The organism is Psychrobacter sp. JCM 18902 (assembly GCF_904846615.1).
Classification (GTDB): Bacteria; Pseudomonadota; Gammaproteobacteria; order Pseudomonadales; family Moraxellaceae; genus Psychrobacter.
The window spans coordinates 3,162,646-3,182,183 of record NZ_CAJHBK010000001.1; the positions used below are offsets into that span (position 1 = coordinate 3,162,646).

Below are 19,538 nucleotides of genomic sequence, written 5' to 3' on the forward strand. Positions count from 1 at the left end.
AATATGCTAACAACTAAAATAATTGCTTATCTATATTGGAGCTAATATGAGCGCTGAAAACTCAGAAGTATCAAACAACGGTATCGTCATTATTGGTGCAGGTTTGGCAGGCTGGCATGTGATTGATGCCATTCGTGCAAAAGACAAAGACATTCCGATTACTTTAGTTACTGCCGATAGCGGCGATCGTTATCACAAGCCAATGCTGACGATGGCGATTAGCCAAAAGAAAAGTGCGGCAGATTTGGTCAGAGCGACTGGCGTTGATGCCGCAGAAGCTGCAAATGTTAAGCTACTTGCCAACACGCAAGTGACGGATGTTGATACGACCACTCAACAGTTGCAGCTTATCTCTGCGCTGCGCTCAGATCCCGTCTATACCAATTACGCTACGATCGGCTATGACAAGCTGGTACTAGCGATGGGTGCACACCCTATCTTCCCAAAAAGCTTGCCAGAGGATTTAGTATGGCATGTCAATCATATTGAGCGCTTTGGACAGTTGCAAGAAAAGCTAGCCACTGGCAGTCAGCACGTCGCTATCGTTGGTGCTGGTATGGTCGGGACGGAGATTGCAGAGGACTTATTAAAAGCAGGTCATCAAGTGACGCTCATTGATTTAAACGATGCACCACTATCACAAATGCTACCGCCAAAAGCAACTTCTCGTATCGCCCAAGCGGTCAATTCGCAAGGGATTAACTTTTTAGGAGGGTATCAGGTATCTGCTATTACTCGTATCAGTGATGGAAAACTGCAGGTCAGTTATGAGGCGCTAGCATCAGCAACAGACAGCAGTACTGCTGAGCCAATTGAACCGCTCATCGTAGATCATGTGATTGCCAGTACAGGTTTGACGGTCGATGATAAGCTGCCTGCCGCAGCTGGTGTAGAGTTCGACCGTCGCACTGGTATCGTGGTGGATGCGCCGACCTTGCGTACCAGTACAGCCAATATTTATGCGATTGGCGACTGTATGTCTATCGATGGTATACCGTGTCGTTACGTCGCGCCATTACGTGCGCAGGCTGCTACCATTGCTGATGATGTATTGGGTCTAGATCATAATGGCTATGAGCATAAGCCGCCCATGATTCGCCTAAAAAATAAAGCCATCTTCGTCATGGTGACAGGTGTGCCAAAAGCGACTGGCAACTGGCAGGTCAAGACAGAAAGTGATGAGGAATTGGTGATGAACTTGCTAAATGATAGTGATGAAGTCAGCGCTACGTTGACCATCAAGTTGCCGCCAATCGTTAAAGCTTAACGCCTGTTAAAACTAAATGGGCGTAACGTTGAGTTTATTCTAAACACTCAGTTTTAAATCAAATGTTAATAGCAATGTTAAAAACTAAGCCAATTGTACTAGCCAAAGTATGATTGGCTTTTTTATGTCAAAAATTTGCCATGATTCTATGTTACCTTTTACTAACACGAAATATTGATGACTAATTAAATGATACACATTGTATTACTATGATTGACAGCCGTTTGTTTACAGCGGTATAGTAGTGACAATCTCTATAAGACCTATGCAAGGAAGAGTGAAAGGTCTGCAGGCTATCAATACGTACTATTTACAAATGATAAATACGATAAAAAGTAAAACGAAAGGACTCGTTATGACGCAAACTTCTGATTTTGATGCGACTCAAATTGATTTTGATACTATTCTAAATAGCATTCCTAGTATTAATATGGGCGCACGCTCAGCAAATGCACCGCTTACCCAAAGCTATGATAAAGGTCCTGATGTGCCGCTCATTGAAGCGACTATCGGTGACTTTTTTGATGCTATTGTATCCAAATATCCAGAGCGCGAAGCCTTGGTTTCTCGCCATCAAAATATTCGCTGGACCTACCGAGAACTGCAACAGCAAGTCAATCAGTTAGCGAGTGCTATGATTGAAATGGGGCTGGAAATCGGTGATCGCATCGGTATCTGGTCACACAATAATGCTGAATGGCTGCTCATGCAATTAGCAACGGCAAAAGCCGGTATTATCCTTGTCAATATCAATCCTGCCTATCGTACCTTTGAGCTGCAATATGCCTTGAATAAATTGGGTTGCTCAGCGCTTGTGCTCATGCGTCATTTCAAAACCAGCGATTACGCCAGTCTCATCAGTGAACTGTGTCCTGAAATTTACCATAAAGACTACACCCAGCTTGATTTGGTCGAGATTCCAACGATTGAGCGTATCATTTGGATTGATGAGCCAGCATCTGAGGAAACCTTTGGCTTTATGCAGAAGTTCTCTGCATGGATGGCGGAAGGCGATGCCAACGATCCTCGTGTTGCCGAGCGCCAAGCTCAGCTCAAGAACACTGATGCCATCAATGTTCAGTTCACCAGTGGCACGACTGGTACGCCAAAAGGGGCGACTTTAAGCCATCGAAATATTCTTAATAACGGTTACTTCATCGGTGAGGCCATGAATCTCACGGAAGAAGATAAACTGTGCATTCCAGTGCCACTCTACCACTGCTTTGGTATGGTACTTGGCAACCTAGCGATTCTCACGCATGGTGGCTGTATCGTTTATCCGAATGATGGTTTTGAGCCGTTGACAGTGTTGCAAGCCGTCGAAGAAGAAAAATGTACGGGTCTGCATGGTGTGCCAACGATGTTTATCGCAGAGCTTGACCATCCGGAGTTTAAAAACTTTGATTTATCGACTTTGCGTACTGGCATCATGGCAGGCTCTAGTTGTCCGATTGAAGTCATGCGCCGTGTCATCGATGAGATGCACATGAGCGAAGTCACCATTGCGTATGGCATGACAGAGACTAGTCCAGTATCTTGTCAAACCAATGAACATACGCCACTTGATAAGCAAGTATCAACCGTTGGCTTAGTGCAGCCTGCGCTTGAGGTGAAAGTCATCGATACGGCGACGGGTGAGACTGTCGCATTGGGTGAAACCGGTGAGTTATTGACACGCGGTTATTCAGTAATGAAAGGCTATTGGGGCAGTCGCTTCAAAACCCGCGCAGCCATCCAAGACGGTTGGATGCATACGGGTGATTTGGCTACGATGGATGAGGACGGTTATGTAAAAATCGTTGGTCGTAGTAAAGATATGGTGATTCGTGGCGGAGAAAATATTTATCCTGTCGAAATCGAGAATTATCTTTATCGTCATCCAAAGATTCGTGATGTGCAAATCGTCGGTATTCCTGATAAAAAGTATGGCGAAGTATTGGTGGCTTGGATTATCCCTAAAGAAGCAGACAGCTTGACGGAAGAGGAAGTTCGCCAGTTCTGTAGCGAGCATATTGCCCATTATAAAGTGCCGACTTATTATCGTTTCGTGACTGAATATCCAATGACCATCACTGGAAAAATTCAGAAATATAAAATCATTGAACAAATGAAAGAAGAGCTAGGTTTGTAGTTAGTCTGACTATCATGTTTAGTTCATTAAAAGTTATAGTCGATACCAAATGACATAAATACGTTATGGTATAACGCGAGACTTGTATTAATTTTTCTAGCTTGCTGTGCCTACGCCGACAGAGGCTACAAAAAATTCACCCAAATCTCGCTGTATCGATTATAAACTGAGCTGGCTATACGAATACGAATAAAAACCAAAATAACCAGTAGCTAGAATAATTCGCATAAGAAGCTACTCGCATTTACGCATTAAAGAAAAGGGATGTCATGAGCGCTATCATAACCAGTAAACTGAGTCCAAACGCTGCTGAATTTCAGCAAAACAGTGCCGCAATGCAAGCGGTGGTCGATGACTTATATGGTCACTTACGTAAAGTCGTGCAAGGTGGTTCAGAGCGTGCCCGTGCCAAGCATTTAGCCCGTGGTAAACTCTTACCTCGTGAGCGTGTTGAGCGTTTGCTCGATGTAGGTACGCCATTTTTAGAAGTGGCACCGATGGCAGCGCACGATATGTATGGCGAAGAGATTCCTGCTGCTGGCGTGATTGCGGGTATCGGTCGTATCAATGGTATTGAGTGTATGATTGTTTGTAATGATGCCACGGTAAAGGGCGGTACTTATTACCCAATGACGGTCAAAAAACATCTGCGTGCGCAAGAAATCGCGCAAGAAAACAATTTGCCTTGTGTTTATTTGGTTGATTCCGGTGGTGCAAACTTGCCCAACCAAGATGACGTGTTCCCTGATAAAGAGCACTTTGGTCGCATCTTCTTTAATCAAGCCAACATGAGTGCGGCAGGTATTCCACAGATTGCCGTGGTCATGGGCAGCTGTACGGCTGGTGGGGCTTATGTGCCAGCGATGAGTGATGAGTCTATTATCGTGAAAGACCAAGGTACTATCTTTTTGGGTGGTCCTCCACTGGTAAAAGCGGCGACAGGTGAAGAAGTTACTGCCGAAGACTTGGGTGGCGGCGATGTGCATACCCGTCTGTCTGGGGTCGTCGATCACTTAGCACAGAGCGATACCCATGCATTGTCGATTGCGCGCAACATCGTGAGCCATCTAAATCGTCCTACGAAGCAAGTGCCCAATCAAATCAAACCGCGTCCACCACGCTATGATGCCAAAGAGCTATATGGCGTCATTCCAACGGACAAGCGCAAGCCATTTGATATCAAAGAAATCATTGCTCGTATCGTCGATGACAGTGCTTTTGATGAATTTAAAGCGCGATTTGGCATGACGCTGGTCTGCGGATTCGCTCATATCGAAGGGATGCCAGTCGGTATCATCGCCAACAACGGTATCTTATTTAGTGAGTCAGCGCAAAAAGGCACGCACTTTATTGAGCTGTGCTGCAAACGCAAAATCCCATTGGTATTCCTGCAAAACATCACTGGCTTTATGGTCGGTCGCAAATATGAAAACGAAGGCATTGCACGTCATGGTGCCAAAATGGTCATGGCAGTCGCCAATGCAAAAGTGCCAAAGTTCACGGTCATTGTCGGTGGCTCATTTGGCGCTGGTAACTATGGCATGTGTGGCCGCGCTTATAGCCCACGCTTCTTATGGATGTGGCCAAATGCGCGCATCTCGGTGATGGGTGGCGAGCAAGCAGCATCGGTTTTGGCAACGGTCAAGCGTGACAATTTTGATCGTAAAGGCGAGGCGTGGAGTGATGAGGATGAAGCGGCATTTAAAGCGCCGATTCTCGATATGTATGAAAAGCAAGGTCACCCATATTATGCCACCGCACGTCTATGGGACGATGGTGTAATTGACCCTGCTGATACGCGACATGTATTGGCATTAGGACTAAGCGCCGCCTATAACGCACCGATCGAAGAGACGACTTTTGGTGTTTTTAGGATGTAAAAGCTCTAAGGTCTGCTCGCAATAAAATGGTGGTGCGACAATTTTTTAAAGTGATTATATCGCGGCATCGGGTTTTGACATCTTACTTTCTTATATGGACGTTATTATAGATGGCCCAAACGTTGGGCTAAATATTTACAAACAGGAACACAGAGAAAGCTATGAAAGAAACGAAATTAAAAAATACTAATAATTATAAAAGTCTGTTGGTCAGCGTTGAGCAGCACGTGGCTACGGTGACGTTAAATCGTCCTGAGATACGTAATGCCTTTAACGATGAAATGATTGCTGAGCTAACCGATGCATTTAATACGCTTGGTGCTGATGATGAGGTACGTGTCATTGTGCTAGCAGCTGCTGGCAAGGCATTCTGCGCAGGTGCCGATTTGAATTGGATGCGTGCCATGGCAGATTATAGCTATGAAGAAAATCTAGCAGACGCGGACAAATTAGCGCAAATGCTTAAAACTATTTACGAGTGTCCGAAGCCAACAGTTGCGGCTATTCAAGGTGATGTTTATGCAGGTGGCATGGGTTTAGTGGCTGTTTGCGATGTGGCCATCGCTGTCAAAATTGCTAACTTCTGCCTAAGCGAAGTGCGTTTAGGCTTAGCGCCTGCAACGATTAGCCCTTATGTCATCCGAGCACTGGGTGCTAGAGCATCGCAGCGTTATTTCTTAAGTGCTGAAGTATTTGATGCCAAAAAAGCACGTCAGCTTGGCTTTATCCATGAGCGAGTTAGCGAAGAATGGCTGGCTGATGAGGTCGCTATATTTTGTAGCAAAATCGTCAAAAATAGCCCTGATGCAGTCAAAACTTGCAAGCAGCTATTACACGACGTCGCTGGTGCGCCCATCACTGATGAGCTGATCACCGATACAGTAAAAGGTATCGCTGATATTCGCTCATCAGAGCAAGGTAAAGAGGGCGTGCAAGCCTTTTTGCAAAAACGTAAGCCCAATTGGTTGACGGCAGATTAATAATGCACAAGAGACAAATGAGTAAATAGACAAGACCTCAAATAAAAACGATAACACACAGGGATAGTTATGTTTTCTAAAATTCTAATTGCCAACCGTGGTGAAATTGCCTGCCGAGTAGCCGCGACTGCCAAGCGTCTGGGTGTTAGCACCGTCGCTGTTTACTCTGATGCGGATCGTGAAGCCAAGCATGTGGCTATCTGTGATGAAGCCATCTATTTGGGCGGTTCAGCACCAAAAGACAGCTATCTAAAAGGTGATGCGATTATCGCGATAGCGCTTGAAACTGGCGCACAAGCGATTCATCCGGGTTATGGGTTTTTAAGCGAAAATGCTGACTTTGCGCAAGCTTGTCAGGATGCAGGACTGGTATTTATCGGTCCATCGGCTGACGCTATCCGCGCCATGGGTGGCAAATCTGAATCCAAGCGGTTAATGGAAACGGCTGGCGTGCCATTGATACCGGGATATCATGGTGACAATCAAGACGCAGAATTTTTGCAGCAGCAAGCCGATAGTATCGGCTATCCAGTACTGATTAAAGCCAGCGCTGGTGGTGGCGGTAAAGGTATGCGTATCGTAGAGCAAAGCCGCGACTTTGTGGATTTATTAGACTCATGTCGCCGTGAAGCTATTACCAGCTTCGGTGATGATAAAGTATTGGTTGAAAAATACGCCTTAAAACCACGCCATATCGAAATCCAAGTATTCGGTGATACGCATGGCAACTATGTGCATTTATTTGAGCGTGACTGTTCCGTACAGCGCCGTCACCAAAAAGTATTAGAAGAAGCGCCCGCACCGGGTGTTGATATTGCGATGCGTGAAGCGATGGGCACCGCTGCCATCGAAGCGGCTCGTGCGGTCGATTATGTTGGTGCAGGTACGGTTGAGTTCATCGTTGAGCAGCGTGAAGATTCTATGAATTTTTATTTTATGGAAATGAATACACGCCTGCAGGTTGAGCATCCAGTCAGTGAAGCGATTACCGGTGTCGATTTGGTCGAATGGCAGCTCTTAGTTGCGGCAGGTCAACCATTGCCAAAAACCCAAGACGATCTGACTATCAACGGTCATGCAATTGAAGCACGTATCTGTGCCGAAAATCCTGACAATAGCTTCTTGCCCGCGACCGGTACGTTGTTTACGTATCAGAAACCTGAACACAGCACCTTTATGATCGATAAAGATGGTACTGGCGTGCGTATCGATGATGGCGTGCGCGAAGGCGATGTGATTAGCCCATTTTATGACTCTATGATTGCCAAGCTCATCGTTCATGCGCCAACGCGAGCGCAAGCCTTAGCCAAGCTCGATCGAGCACTTGCGCAAACGCGTATCGTGGGTTTACCGAATAACGCGGCATTTTTGCGTTATATCTTAAATACAGAATCTTTTAGCCAAGCCAATCTCGATACGGCATTGATTGAGCACGAGCGTGATGCAATTTTTAATCAGCAGCCTTTGGCATTATCGACGCTGGTTGTGACCGCTATTACTCGTCAGCTTGCGAGCGAGATGGCGACGCAAGAGTCAGATATCGACCCATTTAGTAAACCTACCGGCTTCCGTGCTTATAGCGACTACATCAGATCATTCAGCTTGGTTTATGAGGAGCATGCTTATACTGCCTGCATGAGTAACTGGCACAATGCAAATTGTTCAGACAGCAAAAAAGGCAGCGATAACCTCAGTAGCTTTACGCTCGTCATTGGTAAAGAGATCGCGCATACGCAGGATAATAGCAATATCAATGTAGCCGCTCAGACTGAAACGGTTTATGAAGGTCAAGTGAGCTATGCCAGTAGCGACGAGCACAATCATACGCTATGGTTAGATGGTGCACGTACTAGCGCGCAAAGCTGGATGCATAATGAGACCGTTTATGTGTTCACAGACAGTGGTCGTGACGAGATTACGCTTGTTGATATTATGGCGCACGTTGGCGAAGAGTCCGCAGCGGTTGGCAGTTTAAAATCACCGATGCCAGGGCAGGTGGTTGCCTTTAAAGTGGCGGTTGGTGATACTGTGAAAAAAGGCGAGCCGTTAGCGGTCATCGAAGCTATGAAAATTGAGCACACTATTACTGCGCCGACGGATGGCGTGGTGGCAGAATTGCTATTTGCAGCAGGTGACTTGGTCGCTGATGGTGACGAGTTATTACGCATTGATGCTGGCGAAAATACTGAGAGCGAATAGCTGACATAGCTTAATAATAGGTAAGTAATAAAAAGGACGACAAGCATGAGCCATTCGTATCTAAACCATCCATATCCAAGTCACGTCAGAATCGTTGATGTCAGTCCGCGTGATGGACTACAAAATGAGTCAACGACGGTACCGACTGAGGTTAAGCAAGCGCTTATCAATGATTTGATTGCAGTAGGTGTCAAAAAGCTAGAAGTTACTAGCTTTGTCTCGCCAAAATGGGTGCCACAAATGGGTGATAACAGCGCGTTACTTGACGCGCTAGCGCCGACACGGCAGACAGATATTTGCTATTCAGTCCTAGTGCCCAACATGCGCGGCTTTGAAAATGCCATTTTGCACTGTCCTGACGAAATCGTTATTTTCGGCTCAGCCAGTGAGACCTTTAGCCAAAAAAATATCAATTGCAGTATTGATGAGAGTATCGAACGCTTTGCACCAGTAGCAGCGGCTGCAAAAGCACAGGGCATCAAAGTGCGCGGCGTCATTTCTTGTACAGTTGGTTGTCCTTATGAAGGCGACATTGACCCAAGCCAAGTAGCTTATGTGACTAAGCGTTTGGTAGAGATTGGTTCTGAGCAAATTGGCATTGCTGATACTATTGGTGTTGGTACACCGCTTAAAGTACAACGAGCCCTGCAGGCCGCATTAGAATATGCTGATATCTCTATGCTATCGGGACATTTTCACGACACTTATGGTCAAGCATTGAGCAATACCTTAGCGGCATTACAAATGGGTGTTAGCGAATTTGATACCTCGGTGGCTGGACTGGGTGGCTGTCCTTATGCTAAAGGCGCAACAGGTAATGTGGCGACCGAAGATGTGGTGTATATGCTGCATGGTATGGGTATCAGTACTGGTATCGACTTAGATAAATTGGTCGTGGCAGGCGAGCGTATCAGTGCGTTCTTAAAGCGTCCAAATGGTTCAAACGTGGCACGTGCTTTAATCAATAAACGTCAGTCTTAACAAGTATCGTCAATCCACTATAAAAGTGTGACAGCGTTAACCTCGCTTGAAGTATTCAATATACATCGACACTCGGTTGCCTTGTCAGACTTTCACATTGAATTGACTATGACTCCAAAAATGACATTATAAATACAGTTACAGTGGTTTTAAAAAGCAGATTAAAATTCGAAATTTAAAAATATCAAAACACAAGGAATGGTTATGAGTTTACCTGGATTAAATTTTCAGCTTGGCGAAGATATTGATGCATTACGCGATATGGTACAGCAGTTTGCCACTAATGAAATTGCTCCACGTGCAAGCGAAATCGACAGTAGCGACGAGTTCCCCATGGATCTATGGCAAAAAATGGGCGACATCGGTCTACATGGCATTACCGTTCCTGAAGAGTACGGCGGCTCTAACATGGGCTACGTCGCACATATGGTCGCGATGGAAGAGATTAGCCGCGCTTCGGCATCGGTCGCGCTAAGCTATGGTGCGCACTCAAACCTATGTATCAACCAAATCAAACGCAATGGCTCTGAGGCACAAAAACAAAAGTATTTGCCAAAGCTGGTCAGCGGTGAGTTCATCGGTGCATTGGCAATGAGTGAGACAGGCGCTGGCTCAGACGTCGTCAGTATGAAACTCAAAGCTGAAGAAAAAGATGGAAGTTATGTGCTAAACGGTAGCAAAATGTGGATCACCAATGGCCCTGATGCGGATGTGATGGTGGTCTATGCCAAGACCAATCCAGAGCTAGGCGCGAAAGGCATGACGGCCTTTATCGTTGAAAAAGGCATGGAAGGTTTTGGCACGGCACAAAAGCTGGATAAACTTGGCATGCGTGGTAGCCATACGGGTGAGATGACCTTTAACAATGTGACCGTACCAAGCGAAAATATCTTGGGCGGTCTCAATGAAGGCGTTAAGGTATTGATGAGCGGCCTAGATTATGAGCGTGCCGTATTGGCTGCGGGTCCTATCGGTATCATGCAAGCGGTGATGGACAATGTCGTGCCTTATATTCATGATCGTAAGCAGTTTGGTCAAGCCATCGGTGAGTTCCAGCTTATCCAAGGTAAAGTCGCAGACATGTATACGATATTGCAAGCAGGTCGCAGCTTTTTATATACCGTTGGGAAAAATCTCGATATGTTGGACGCGCGCGGTGCTGGTCATAGTCGCGAAGTACGTAAAGATTGTGCTAGTGTGATTTTATGGTGTGCCGAAAAAGCCACTTGGATGGCAGGCGAGGGCATTCAAATATTTGGCGGTAACGGCTATACCAATGAGTATCCACTTGGTCGCTACTGGCGCGATGCCAAGCTGTATGAAATTGGTGCGGGCACTAGTGAGATTCGTCGTATGCTTATCGGTCGTGAGCTGTTTAATGAGACTAAATAACGTTAACACAGGTTAGATTGATCAACAAGGCTTTGGGCTGTGCGAGGTAACGGCTAGAAAAGAATAAACAATTGTGCTAAGATGCGGTTTTATTTTTTGATTAACAATAATCGATTAATAAAGCTGACCCTTAGCCTTTTTTATCCACCATATTTATCAGATACTGCTTATGATGCCGACTACTACTACCGCGCTTAAAAGACACTTAAAAATACGCCTTCGATTAACTATCATTTCTGCGCTGACAAAGGCGATGCTAGTACTGAGTATATTTTCGGCACACATTGCAAATGCTGAAATAGCAGACTTATCACCAGCGCAACCTGTCATCCAGTTTGCGACTTCTGATGCGAAGTGGTTACGTCAGCCAAGTTTTAACAATCGCCACATTCGTGCTTTAGGGGGTTATTGCGATCCGGAAGAACCTTGCAAAAAGAAGCGTGTTCAAATGGAATTCTTATTAAGGGTAAATCAAGAAGGCAAAGTCGCCAATATTACCGTATTAAAGAGTAGCGGCTCTGATAGAATTGATAGTGGATTTGAAAAAGAACTACGTCGTTCTCTTTTTAAACCATTTAGAAAAGATAGTAAGACAGTAGTAGGTAATGTCACCATCCCAATAGTCTTTGAGTATTAATAAAGCTTAAACAATAATAAAAAAGCAGTACGCCTCACACGTACTGCTTTTTTTATTTTCAAGGTAAAAGCATTTATTGAGTATTACGACTGCTTGGTATGATCAAAATAGCGTGCCAAGCCATTTAACAATAAATCATCACGTAGGCGCACCGGACGGTTGACGTGCTGCGAGATAATGGCTGCATCACCACCCGTCATGATGACTTCAAAGTTGGGATGGCGATGGCTAATCTCATTGATGGCACCGACAATAGAGAGCAAGATACCGCGATGTACCGCATCTTGTGTGGTCATGCCTTGACCAACACTATCAAAGGTGCCATTAGAGATGGTGATTTGCTTGGTACCAGAAAACAGTGACTCACGTTGCAGATAAATACTGGGGAAAATATAACCGCCCAAATGCTCAGCATGATCAATCAAGTCAATGGTCACCGCTGTGCCACAGCCAATCACGCATTGACGTTTTTTCTTATCCACGGCGCCCAGCATCTGTAGCCAACGATCACAGCCGAGCTGTTCGTCATTATAAGCACTCTTCATCAAAGCATGCGCGGCATCGACATGGACAAACTCAAACGGAATATTCAGACGACCTAATGTCTCTGACACTTTAACATTCAAATCGTCGCCAAGTACCGATGAGATACCAATAAAATCAGGCGCATAACGCTCGAAGCGATCGGTCAAACCCATCAGTAGTTCGGCAGGCGCTTGCAAATGTTGCTTGGCATCATGCGCGACTATTTGTCCGATATCATCGGTGAGCCAGTATTTTAGGCGGGTGTTGCCAAGATCTAACCAGAGCATAAAAATCCCTTTATATCGTGACCATTGGGTCTTTGATTTAAGCCTTATCAATAACGTCGATGCGTCCGGTAAAAAGCGCAGAAATCTTACCGCTATCTTGACGCAATTGCAAACATCCATGTGTATCAAGACCACAAGCATAACCTGTGATGCTATCTGTTTTACCGTTATGCTCTTGAGTAACGTGCAAGCGTAATCCTGCCAATGCGTCCATCGACTCAAACTGTTTTAAAAAGCTGTCCAAGTTATAGCTTTGACCAGTGGGCTTCTCGAATCCTAGATGCTCAAAGCGTGTCATCGCGGCTAGCAGGGCTTTACTCATTTGTTGGTAAAGTATTTTTAGGCTTGGCAGACTCACAATATCTGTCTCTGGTTTTAGCCTCTCATAAATATCCTGTAGGCTAATCGCTTGATAACTCATGCCTTCGCAGGTCTTTGCAGTGAGATTGGGCGTTGCCTGTACATTAAGTCCTACGCCCATCACTACGCCGACCAATTTGCCCGTTTGGGTAACAGGTTCTATTAAAATACCCGCAAGTTTATGAAAAGGTAGGGTCTGTGCTGTCAGTTTAGGCTCATTTGACACTGAGTCAGATGGCAGTTGATAAAAGCCCAAATCATTTGCCCATTTTACGCCGATGGGCGTCAATCCTTGCGCGCGCAATTGCTCATTTAATATTTGAATAACGGGCATTTTTGCCAGTTCAACGCCGATGATTAGTGACAATAAACCGCTAATCGGCAGATGAACAGGGTGATATAACGACAGATAGACATTGCCGCGCGGTGATTGCCACGAGCGCCCGTGCTGCCCACGACCTGCGCTTTGGGTTTCAGCGGTCAGTAGATGCATCTGCGCAGCATTTAACGTGCCATGTTGTACATCTGCTATTAGCTCGCTATTGGTAGAGGCACTGCTGACAAGGTGGCGATGGTTCAGCTGTGGTAAATGATGAAGCTCTAATGAGTCGTCAGAAAAATTGGAAAATGGCGGCATAAGTTTCGTCGATGTGGTTAATATAGCGTGGATAATCTTTGTTATACTGGGCGATTGTCATGAGATTGTCACGATTAGACAATACCAAATAAACAGCATAAAGGTCGGATTATGATTTAGCAAATGCGATAGGCAAGTGATTATAAAACTAAAGAATTTTTATAAAAATAAGTGTGATAAAAGGCTGATTCGATGATGTTATATGTGTGGTTTGTGATTGCAGGCGCGTTTGCAGGTGTTAGTGCCGGTTTATTTGGCGTTGGCGGCGGCATGATTATCGTACCAGCACTGGTATGGATTTTTACCGCTTATGATTTTTCACCAGAAGTGGTGACCCATTTGGCGATTGGTACGTCACTGGCGACCATCGTTGTGACCTCGATCAGCTCAATGACTGCGCACAATAAGCGTGGCGGCGTACGTTGGGAAGTGTGGCGCAAAATGGCACTCGGCTTGGTCATCGGTAGTTTGGTGGGAGCTGGTATTGCCGATATGATTGACGGTAAAGTATTGCAAGCCATCATCGGTGTCGGCGCGTTATTGGTCGCTTTAAAAATGCTGTTTTTGTCCAATAAAGAGCAGCTGGGTAAACCGCTACCGTCAACTGGCGTACAGTTCGGCGCGGGTACAGGGATTGGCATGGCGTCGTCTATTTTTGGTATTGGGGGTGGCAGCTTGACCGTACCCTTTTTAAATTGGGCGGGGTTACCGATGAAGCAGTCGGTCGGCACGTCTGCCGCTTGTGGATTGCCGATTGCATTGGCTGGTGCGGCAGGGTTTGCATGGTTCGGGCAAGATGTGGTCAATCTGCCTGAGGGCACGATAGGCTTTGTGCATATTACGGGTTTTTTATGTATCTCCATCGCTAGCTTTGCGATGGCAAAAGTTGGTGCCAAGCTTGCGCACCAATTGCCTGCGTTAACGCTTAAGCGTGCCTTTGGGGTGTTGTTATTGTTTGCAGGCGGGCAGCTGTTGTTAAGTGGGATTGGGGTGATTTAGAATACTAATCGTTCGACTACTTCGGATGATATTACTTTAGGGAATATGAGTGGACGCATTAATAGCTGGTGTTATCGGTGTGATAACTGGAGGAGGAGTTTCATTCGTAGCAAATTATTTTTTGAATGTTCAAAGGTATAAGCAGGATACTAAAAAACAGAACTCTGACCACGATCATGATCTTGTAAAACAAGACTCCGAACATAAACATGACCGTCAAGTTTTTCGAAGACAAAAGTACGAAGAGCTGACCTTCCGACTTATTGATTTTACCAATATTCTGAAGAATATTAGTTTACAACTATCTCAACTAGAAAGTGGAGCTCTTATAGATACTGCTGAGTTCGATGAAAAAGGTGCAAAAATTGAAATTCTTACTATTCTGTATTTTCCGGAATTGAGTACTGATTGTGAATATTTTTTGGCGATTTCACGTCAGTTTCTCTTGTCTCATAGCCCTAACAATAACTCTAGTAGTATAAACAATCGAGAATCAATGAAGATAAGGTTTGATAAAAGTTTTGATCAACTTTACGATAAGATTAAAGAACATATATCAGACTATACTTAATAATATATAAACTCTAAAACTGACCAAGATTTCAGATAAAACAGTTACCTGTTTTTATTTATCAATCATTTATGTATTTAAATTATTCGGAACTGACAAGCCAAATACTTTCACTGTTAATAGAATGCTATTTCCTATCAATCGCATCAAGCCCCAAACGCATCCACTTTCTTGCTAGCTCATCATGGTCGCTGAGCATACTCCATAGCGCATCTTCACTAAAGATAGAGTATTCATCACCTGAATGTTCAATTGGCAGATCCGCTTCACGATCTGTCATCCATTGAGGGTCTAGGTAGTAATTTTTCAACTCATTTTGCAAGGCTTCAGCTTGCAAAAACTGCTGCTGCGCTTCGAGTTGCTGGCGATGTAGTTTGCACCATTGCTCATATTTTTGCTGTAGTTCTTGCGGATTATAGTTAGGCATTTTTATACTCTTATTTTTTGATACTTAGACGAATGATTATTATTTTCAGCCCTATTATAGCATCCTTCACAAACCCTAAAAATCCGTCACAATTTCAGGTAGAATAGCCGCCTGTTTTCGCCATATTTACTGATCCCTCATGCGCCTAAAATCTCTCAAGCTGGCAGGCTTTAAATCCTTTGCCAATCCTACGACTTTTACCTTTCGTCATGGTATCACCGCCATTGTCGGGCCGAACGGCTGTGGCAAATCTAACGTCATTGATGCCATTCGTTGGGTGCTGGGCGAGACCTCTGCCAAGCAGCTGCGTGGCGGCGCGATGAGTGATGTCATCTTTGCTGGTACGCAGGGTAAAGCCGCCAAAAGTGTCGCTAGTGTCGAGCTAACCTTTGAGCATACGCAAGATGAGCAGAATGGCATTCGCCATGAGTTTAATCTGTATCAAGAGCTGTCCGTTCGTCGTCAGGTAAATAAAGAAGGGCGCTCGGATTATTTTATCAACGGTACGCGTTGTCGTCGCCGTGATGTGGTCGACGTGTTTTTGGGTACGGGACTTGGCGCACGTAGCTATGCGGTGATTGAACAAGGTATGATTGGGCGTATCGTTGAGTCTAGCCCGATGCAGCTGCGTGAGTTTATCGAAGAGGCAGCAGGAGTCTCACGCTATCAAGCGCGCCGCGAAGAAACGCAAAAAAAATTAGAGAAAACTAAAGATAATTTAGCACGCCTGCATGATATGCAAAGCGAGCTGGTCAGCCAACAAAAGCGTCTGTCTAAACAAGCCGCTAGTGCTGAGCGTTATGAGGAATTAGTGCTAACACTAGCTGATATCAAACAGCAGCTCGCCATTCAGCAGCTCTATCAAGCCAAGCATGCCCAGCAGCAGCAAAAAATAGCGCATGAGCGCAGCGCCACTGAAGTATCAACTTTACAAGCCAACTATGACACCCTAAAGGCCAAGCAAGATAAACTTGCCGCGCATATCAATCAAGAGCAGTGGCTAAAAGACGATGCCCAAAGCGCCCATTATCAACAGCAGCTAAGCTATCAACAAGCAGAGCATCAATTAGGTGATGCCAAGTCACAGCTGACCGCTATTGAGCAGCAACTAGCCAGCTTGGATCAACAACGTCAGCAAGCAGTCGATGAGATAAATCGCTTAAAGGCTGAGCAAGCCGAGCAGCAGACTGTGCTAGAAGGATTGCGTCCTAAGCTCAATGAATTAACGAATAAACGTGAAGCGCATAAACGCAACGAGCAGCCATTACAGCGCGCCTACCATGACGCGCAAAATCAGCTATCACGCTTGCAGGATGAAGCTCGCTCGCTAGAACAGCAGCAAGCCATTAATAGCCAAGCACAAAAACGTTATCAGCAAAATAATGAAAAATGGCAACGTCGTCAGCAAAATTGGCAGCATTTATGGCAGCAACTCCAACAGTCGCTATCACCAGTTGCAAGTGCTGGTTTGCAAGATAATTCTAATGCAAATAATTTACAGCAGACGTTATCGGCGCAAGTTGCCGAGCTAAACAAACAATTGCATCAGATTGAACGCCAACAAGACAGCGTCGATGAGCGACTGTCTGAGCTACAACCGCAAGCGCAGGATTTACAACAGCAATTGCACACGCAGCAGCGTGAGCTTAGCGAGAGTGAGAAGCGCCACGCCGTATTGGCAGGTGAGTACGATACCCTGCATCAGATATTGCATCCTAAGCCGACACCAAAATCGCAACCGCTTGTTCATGCAAAAACTGCTGATATTAAAAGTGATTTAGAAAGCAAAATAGTCAGCGACTATAGCCAATTGACCATTACCATCTTGCGTGACCAGATTGAGTTAAGCGCGAAAGGGCAGCAGCATGCAGAGCTACTTGATAGCGTATTGGCATTGTGGCTAGATAGCCATGTGCTGGTTTCTAACCAAACTTATCAACCAAGTGTTGATAACGCGAGAGACGACTCTGAGAAACCGCATAGCTTATGGCAGGTGCTTGAGCATGAGTTAAAAGATTTATTTGTTTATCAAAATGCGCAAACCAATACAGTGGACAAGTCATCAATCAAAATAGAAACGGGTCATAGTTTGTGGCTATCTGCTAAGAAAAATGAGATAAATACAAAGCAACTGATTAGCGAATTGCCTGAGAGTTTGATTGATAAAGTACTGCCTTTATCACAGCTGATTAGCGCACCGAACTTAGCGCTTTGGCAGCACTGTTATTTATATATCGCACAGCCTGAGACAGATAATAAGCAAACGTTAGAAGCGCTTGCTGAGATTTTAAAAGTATTGCCATCGTCAGCTATTTTACTCACGACTGACGGCTGGCTTATCAGTCGTCAGGGCACGATTAATCTCAGTAAGTTTGTTGGTGCGCAAGATGGGCAAAATGGTAGCAATAACAGCAATAGTCAATTTTTAACCCAGCGTTTGCAGCAGCGCAGCCGTTTGCAAGCGTTAGAGAATTTGCTCGATGGTTTTGAAACCAAGATACAAGACCAGCAAAAGGCGATTGCTAATAACCAGCGTAACTATGATGCAATGACAGTTAGCTTAGAAGAGACCCGTGCACAAGCTGAGCAATTAACTCGTGATAAGCATCAATATCAGCAAAAGCTCACTACTCAGCGCGCCAACGCTGAACGTTTGCAAGCGGACAGCCAACGCCTAGATGCTGAAAAATCTACCCTTGAGCAAGAGCAACAGGAGCTGGTGCAAGAGCAGCAATCGCTCAATCATGAGCAGCAGGATCTCCAAAGCAAAATCGCAGCGCTAACGCCACAAATCGCCGATGCTCGCGCGGCAACTCAGCAATTACAAGCAGAGCGCAGTGAGCTAAGTCGTCTCCGTCAAGCAGATGATGACGCTTGGCAAGCAATGCAGCTGCGTATTCAGCAGATCGAGATGCGCTTAGAGCATAGCGTGAGTAGTCTTGCTCAGGCAAGTGCGCAATTTGAAAAGTCATTACAAAGCGAGCAAAATCTAAAGACGCGTCATGAGCAGCAGCAAAGTACATTGCCAGCACTGCAAGCTGCATTGCAAACAGCACAGACCGCGCGCGATGAGCAGCAGTCAGTATTAACAGGGCGCGAGACCGCATTAACGGTGCTCAAGCAAGAATACAATCAGCAGCAAGTAGAGCTAGATACGCTACAAAATACCTTGCAAACGCAGCAATCTGAGCTTGCCCGTCTTGCCACTGATCTGGCATTAAGCGCTGCAAAATTAGAGGATGCTAGTAGCCATACGCAAGAAGCGCTAGATGCTTATTATAATGTGAGTCATAAATATAAAGCACAATCGGACATAGCGCAGCGTCCACAACATCAGCAACAAGTGATGAGCGTCTCAAACTTATTAGCAGATTTTATCGCTCATGATCGCCGTGTGCGCCCAGATAAAATCGCTGAGCTTGAGTCTGAGCGCGTGCAGCTTGAGCAGCAGCTAGGCAAAATTGGCGCAGTCAACTTGGCAGCCGTGGCAGAGTTGGCAGAGGTTAATGAACGCTTAGAGCCACTCGCGCAGCAGACAGCTGATATTGCTGCCAGTATGCAGACGTTAACGGAGGCGATTGCTTCGATTGATGAAACGACCAAGACGCTATTTATGCAGACGCTCGATGCCGTCAATATTGAGCTTGCCAATTTATTTGCCAAAGTGTTTGGTGGTGGGCAAGCCAGTTTAACGCTCAATACGGATGATATGCCCGTTAATGCGCCAAAATCAGAACAGTGGCGGGCAGGGCTAACCTTGATGGCACAGCCAAAAGGCAAACGTAATAGCCGCCTCGCTGTGCTTTCAGGTGGTGAAAAGACGCTTACTGCATTGAGTTTGATTTTTGCGATATTTAAGCAGCATCCCGCGCCATTTTGCGTACTGGATGAAGTGGATGCACCACTTGATGACGCCAACGTCGCCCGCTTTACCAGCCTCATTCATGAATTAGCAGACGATTTGCAGTTTATCTTTATCAGCCATAATAAATTAACGATGCAGATTGCCGATGAATTAAAGGGCGTGACCATGCCAAGCGCAGGGATTTCTACCTTGGTCAGTGTCTCACTTAATGAGGCGGCACGTTACCTTTCTGATTAAGAGCAGCGCTGAATAGCAAAAATAATTGATAACTGGTAGCAGTTGTCAGTGGTATAGTTAGAAATGATGTGCCAATATTACAACGTCACGCAAGTGTGTCAGCCTCACGGTAAACGATGACTATATGGTGACGATATTCATTAGCCATGCTAGACTATTGCCA

The 19,538-nt window shown here is 45.4% G+C and carries 14 protein-coding genes; 11 read left to right on the forward strand and 3 right to left on the reverse strand.

All coding sequences use genetic code 11. From position 1 onward, the window contains the following. The first annotated feature begins 46 nt into the window (after positions 1-46). The 8 genes from JMY05_RS13150 (at position 47) to JMY05_RS13185 (ending at position 11,467) form a co-directional block, all read left to right on the forward strand. Positions 47-1,267: an FAD-dependent oxidoreductase gene (locus JMY05_RS13150; RefSeq protein ID WP_201615286.1), complete on the forward strand. Its 1,221-nt coding sequence runs from the start codon at positions 47-49 to the stop codon at positions 1,265-1,267. Between the two features lie 355 nt (positions 1,268-1,622). Next, on the forward strand, positions 1,623-3,398 hold the full coding sequence (locus tag JMY05_RS13155; RefSeq protein WP_201615287.1) for an AMP-binding protein: 1,776 nt from the start codon (positions 1,623-1,625) through the stop codon (positions 3,396-3,398). A 269-nt stretch (positions 3,399-3,667) separates the two neighbouring features. Beyond that, positions 3,668-5,278, forward strand: coding sequence for a carboxyl transferase domain-containing protein (locus tag JMY05_RS13160; protein ID WP_045443554.1), 1,611 nt, complete (start codon positions 3,668-3,670; stop codon positions 5,276-5,278). Between the two features lie 161 nt (positions 5,279-5,439). Beyond that, positions 5,440-6,258 carry an enoyl-CoA hydratase/isomerase family protein gene (locus tag JMY05_RS13165; RefSeq protein ID WP_201615288.1) on the forward strand — a complete coding sequence of 273 codons (819 nt, stop codon included), beginning with the start codon at positions 5,440-5,442 and terminating at the stop codon, positions 6,256-6,258. A gap of 69 nt (positions 6,259-6,327) precedes the next feature. Beyond that, positions 6,328-8,457 carry an acetyl/propionyl/methylcrotonyl-CoA carboxylase subunit alpha gene (locus tag JMY05_RS13170; RefSeq protein ID WP_045443557.1) on the forward strand — a complete coding sequence of 710 codons (2,130 nt, stop codon included), beginning with the start codon at positions 6,328-6,330 and terminating at the stop codon, positions 8,455-8,457. A gap of 45 nt (positions 8,458-8,502) precedes the next feature. Continuing rightward, complete coding sequence (locus JMY05_RS13175; RefSeq protein WP_045443559.1) at positions 8,503-9,438, forward strand: hydroxymethylglutaryl-CoA lyase; 936 nt, start codon at positions 8,503-8,505, stop codon at positions 9,436-9,438. A gap of 204 nt (positions 9,439-9,642) precedes the next feature. Then, entirely contained in the window at positions 9,643-10,830 is a 1,188-nt protein-coding gene (locus JMY05_RS13180; RefSeq protein ID WP_045443562.1) for an isovaleryl-CoA dehydrogenase, read from the forward strand. Between the two features lie 169 nt (positions 10,831-10,999). Next, positions 11,000-11,467, forward strand: a complete 468-nt coding sequence (locus tag JMY05_RS13185) for an energy transducer TonB (RefSeq protein WP_060490399.1) — start codon at positions 11,000-11,002, stop codon at positions 11,465-11,467. Positions 11,468-11,550: 83 nt separating this feature from the next. Here the strand turns inward: JMY05_RS13185 and JMY05_RS13190 are convergent, their stop codons facing one another. After that, positions 11,551-12,279: a pantothenate kinase gene (locus JMY05_RS13190; protein ID WP_045453617.1), complete on the reverse strand. Its 729-nt coding sequence runs from the start codon at positions 12,277-12,279 to the stop codon at positions 11,551-11,553. Between the two features lie 37 nt (positions 12,280-12,316). Beyond that, a complete protein-coding gene (locus JMY05_RS13195) occupies positions 12,317-13,276 on the reverse strand; it encodes a biotin--[acetyl-CoA-carboxylase] ligase (protein ID WP_045443568.1) in 960 nt (319 codons plus the stop codon). Positions 13,277-13,471: 195 nt separating this feature from the next. Here JMY05_RS13195 and JMY05_RS13200 point away from each other — a divergent pair, with 195 nt between their 5' ends. Both JMY05_RS13200 and JMY05_RS13205 read left to right on the forward strand, forming a co-directional pair. Beyond that, complete coding sequence (locus tag JMY05_RS13200; protein WP_201615412.1) at positions 13,472-14,275, forward strand: sulfite exporter TauE/SafE family protein; 804 nt, start codon at positions 13,472-13,474, stop codon at positions 14,273-14,275. A gap of 49 nt (positions 14,276-14,324) precedes the next feature. Beyond that, complete coding sequence (locus JMY05_RS13205) at positions 14,325-14,846, forward strand: hypothetical protein (protein WP_045443571.1); 522 nt, start codon at positions 14,325-14,327, stop codon at positions 14,844-14,846. 127 nt (positions 14,847-14,973) lie between these two features. Here the strand turns inward: JMY05_RS13205 and JMY05_RS13210 are convergent, their stop codons facing one another. After that, positions 14,974-15,273 carry a DUF4298 domain-containing protein gene (locus JMY05_RS13210; protein ID WP_045443574.1) on the reverse strand — a complete coding sequence of 100 codons (300 nt, stop codon included), beginning with the start codon at positions 15,271-15,273 and terminating at the stop codon, positions 14,974-14,976. Between the two features lie 139 nt (positions 15,274-15,412). Here JMY05_RS13210 and JMY05_RS13215 point away from each other — a divergent pair, with 139 nt between their 5' ends. Then, positions 15,413-19,375, forward strand: a complete 3,963-nt coding sequence (locus tag JMY05_RS13215; RefSeq protein ID WP_201615289.1) for an AAA family ATPase — start codon at positions 15,413-15,415, stop codon at positions 19,373-19,375. The last annotated feature ends 163 nt before the right edge of the window (positions 19,376-19,538 follow it).